General features: G+C 60.5%; 3 protein-coding genes. All 3 read right to left on the bottom strand.

All coding sequences use genetic code 11. The annotated features are described in order from the left end of the window. Positions 1-287: 287 nt before the first annotated feature. The gene (locus tag ABX749_RS24315; RefSeq protein WP_372898274.1) at positions 288-2,750 is read right to left on the bottom strand and encodes a PVC-type heme-binding CxxCH protein; all 2,463 of its coding nucleotides are present in this window, start codon (positions 2,748-2,750) and stop codon (positions 288-290) included. 195 nt (positions 2,751-2,945) lie between these two features. Next, entirely contained in the window at positions 2,946-3,671 is a 726-nt protein-coding gene (deoC, locus tag ABX749_RS24310; RefSeq protein ID WP_372898273.1) for a deoxyribose-phosphate aldolase, read from the bottom strand. Between the two features lie 161 nt (positions 3,672-3,832). After that, positions 3,833-4,161, bottom strand: a 329-nt coding sequence (locus tag ABX749_RS24305; protein WP_372898272.1) for a hypothetical protein, incomplete at its 5' end; no start/stop codon positions are given.

The following is a 4,161-nucleotide window of genomic DNA, read 5'->3' as shown; positions in this document are numbered from 1 at the left end:
CGCGGGCGCGACCCCAAGCTTTGATGTGGCACGCCGCTGGCGTGCGGGCCGCAGGAGCGGTTGCCGCTCGCGAGTCGTTCCCACAACGCGGTACGGCGAGTAATTCGTCAGTAATACAAACGACGTCCCAAGCAGCGAAACGAGCGGCTAAAGCCTGCACACCAGCACTCGTTGGTGTTTAGCCTTTAGGCGATTCCTCACGCGCTGCGAAGCAGCAAGACGCGCGGCTAAAGCCTGCACACCAACATGCGCTGGCATCCGGCCTTCAGACGCATCCCACACAACGCTCACTCGCCGATCAAAAATGCGATCAAATCGCGGAGTTCGCCGAGGCTCATTGTGCCCTCCAATCCGGTCGGCATGATCGATTGATCGACCGGTTCTTGCTGCTGAACCTCGGCCAGCGGGACCTCAAAAACCTCTCCGTCGGCACCTTGAAACCGCATGCTATTGCCGGCTCCGGCACGATCCAATTTCAACCCCGTCAATACGTTCCCATCGGTCGTCAAGATCTTCCAGGGCACATACAGCGGCCCGACTTCTTTGCTGGGATGCAGGATGGAATCCAACACGCGTTTTTTCGTCAAGTTGCCCGATAACGTCGTCAAGTCGGGTCCGGTCTGGGCACCACGCCCACTGTGCCGATGACAGTTCACGCACGTGGTGCGAAAAAAGACGCGACGTCCCGCATCGACATCGCCTTGGTCGGCGATCAACGCCATCCACGCCTCCACGTCGTCTTTGTCCGGACGTGATTCGTCGGCCCCCCAATTCCGCTTCTGCATGCGCCGTGCCTCCACCCGCAACGTGTCGGGCTGTTTGGGCAGCGAAGCACGATTGATCAGCGTGGCGTACGCATCGGCGTTGCGTGACAACCCCGCCAACGCGTCGGCTCGGGTTTGCAAGTCGAATCGTTCTTCAGCGGCAATCGCGGCGAGTTGATCGAGCGCTGCCTTGCCACCGCGGGCGGCTAACAGGCGGACGACTTCCTTGGCAAAATCACGGTCGGGCTGTTCGTCGAGCCATTGGCGAAGTTGTTGGTCGGTCGGCGTCTCGGAGAGTTCGGGGATGCGACGGATCGCCATCGCGCGTAACTTGGGCGACGCGTTCGAATTGCCGGCAAATTCGATCAACAGTTTTTCGATCGCCGGATCACGACTTCGTCCCGACGCCGAACCGGTTTCCAAATACGCAATCGATGCGATCACCGCTGAAAACAGGCGTGGCGAGATCTCGGGGCGTTGCAGCAAACCTTTGATCGCCGCAAGTTGATCCTTGCAGTCGCGTTCGGTCGCCCAGCGAATCGCCGCCAACCGCACGGCTTCGGACTGATCCCCCAATCCCCACTCAATCAGAACGCGACGTTCATCAGCGGACAGACAGCTCGGGTCGACCATTTCCTTCCAGCGCCACGCGGTCAGCAACCCGACACGCTGGTCTGCGGTCGTCGCCTGCTCACGTCCCATCGACATCAATTGGTCCGTTTGCACCAGCCCGAACGTGGCGGCCTGACGGACAAACGGATCGGGGCTGTCGAGCCCCTGCAATCTGCGATCGATTGCGAGCGAGCCGTCTTCACGTAATACGTCGACGTGTTTCTCGGGGGCGGTCAGTGCAGGCACGTCGTCGTCGGTCGCGCTTGCTTCGGCCGTTTTCTGGACCACCCGCCACAAACGTCCTTTTCGGTGAACCGGATAACTTCGATCCACCCAGTCGGTCACGTAGACTGCGCCGTCAGCGGCGACCGCCATCGCGACCGGACGAAAATTGGCATCCCCTTGGACGACCGTCTCGACGGTCGTCCCCCACGTCGCACCGCGTTGGACCAGGCTGTGGCGTTCGATGCGATTGTCGCCCCAACTGGTCACCCACAGGTGTTGCCCGTGCACGGCGACGGCACACGCGGCCTCACCGGTCCCGGCCGTCATCGGCAAGGTGCCGGGAAATTCACCGTCCCAGGCCTGCAGCGGATGAACGCCGGCTCGGCCAAATCGAAACTGGAATCCATAATCACCGCCGGGGACGATGTGCATCAAACGATTCGGCGGCATCGCATCGGGGTCGTTTCCGACGCCCCAAAGTCGCCGTGCGGAATCGAAGCACAATCCGAAGGGATTCCAGAATCCGGTAGCCACACGCTGAACATCGCTGCCGTCCGTTTTGCAACGGAACACGTTACCGCCTTCCCCGCCGCCGATCTGTTTGGATCCGTCCGTTCCGACCAACTCATAGGGTTCGCCAAAATTTTCACCTTGCCCGACGTACAGCCAACCGTCCGGCCCCATCGTCAATCCGGCCAGTCCGTTGTGGGGATACACCGCGGCGGTGTTGTGGGACAACAAGACGGTGCGTTCATCGGCCACCTTGTCCCCGTCGGTATCCCGCAGCCGCACGACGTCGCTCCGCGTCGCGACGGCAAACGATCCGTCGCCGAGACTGACGATGTTCATCGTCGCGATCCCACCTTCGTAGAACAGCGATTGTCGATCCAGCACGCCATCCCCGTCACTGTCATCAAACCGGTAGATGCGATCGGTTTTGGGACCGACGTAATCGTCCGGCGGAAAGTGCGTGTGACACTCGATCACCAGCAACGAGCCGTCGTCATCGAAGCAACAACCGGTCGGCGTCACCAGATCCGGTTCGGACGCAATCAATTCAATCTGCAGATCGGGATCCAACAATCGCGGCGGCTCGACGGCAGCGGCAACGGTAGAGCAAGCGAGAAACAGTGCAACGAAGCGGTACATAAGATTTCGAGGGCTGGACAGAGGCGGCTGGACGAATACGGCGGGATCAACGACCGCCCTATTCTATCAGCCGGTTCTCGCCGGAGCGCATCCGGCTGGAGACTCGCTTCACCGGGAGGGCCTGCATCTCCATAGCCCGGGGCTAGCGAACCGAGTCTTTGCGATGGTTGCGCCGCCCCAGGATCCTCTTGGCTGCTAATACCCCGAGTTGTCCGACGCGGTCGCTTCGATCTCGGGCAAGCCCAATCGTTTGCGGGCTTCGCCGAGGATTTCGGCGGTTCGGCTGGCACCACAGCGAGTCACCCCGATCGCGCGGACGGCCAGCAGGGTATCCAGATCACGGACGCCACCGGCCGCTTTGACTTGCACCTGGTCGCCGGAATGCTCGCGCATCAGCTTCAAGTCCTCTTGCGTCGCGCCGCCGCTGCCGTAACCGGTGGATGTCTTGACCCAGTCGGCGTTCACCTCAGTGCAAATTTCACACAGGCGGATTTTTTGCTCGTTGTTGAGATAAGAGTTTTCGAAGATCACCTTCACCTTTTGACCGGCGTTGTGGGCGATCTCCACGATCTCGGCAATCTCGTTTCGCACGTAGTCCCAATCACCGCTGAGGACCTTGGAAATATTGACGACCATGTCCAATTCTTCGCAGCCGTCGGCGATGGCTTGTTCCGCTTCGGCACGCTTGATCACCGTCGTGTGTCCGCCGTGGGGAAACCCGATCGTCGTCGACGCCTTGACCGTGCTGCCGGCCAGCCGTTCGGCACAGTTTTTCATGTAGTACGGCATGATACAGACACTTGCGACATCATAGGCGAGCGCCAGCTGGATGCCGGCTTCCAAGTCGTCGGTGGTGAGCGTGGGATTGAGCAAGGAATGGTCAATCATTTTGGCAACGTCTTGGTATTCAAATTCTGCCATCTGCAATTCTCCGCGGAGTGAGAGTGGTTTGAGTGGATTTCGATGAACATAATGAATTTACGTTCCGCCACGTAGGGCATGCTGTGCATGCCAAACCGTAGGGCATGCTGTGCATGCCGACGGCTGACCGACAACACCCAGCCCATTCGACGACATCCAGCCTACGACTTCGACTCGCCGTACAACACTCCGGGCAAATAGATCACCAGACCGACCGCCGCGGCCACCATCCAGGCGTGCGCCGGACCGACACCCGGCAGCCCCAGTTTGGCACCGAACAAAATCACAATCGTCGCGACGACCGCAAACGGCGTCATCCTCCATCCGGACACACACGCCGACAGGCACAGCAACATCCCCGCGATGCCGACCGACCACAGGCTGACGGTGATTCCCAGTGCGTCGGTCGTCGCATCGAGCGGAAGGGTTTCCCCATCCAATTGTCCGCGTCCCACGCTCTGGACCACGCTCGCACTGAAGACTTCCGCGG

This window comes from Stieleria sp. (genome assembly GCF_041595215.1).
Taxonomy (GTDB): domain Bacteria; phylum Planctomycetota; class Planctomycetia; order Pirellulales; family Pirellulaceae; genus Stieleria; species Stieleria magnilauensis.
Note: the sequence above shows the minus strand (reverse complement) of the source record. Positions and strands in the feature narration are given on the sequence as shown.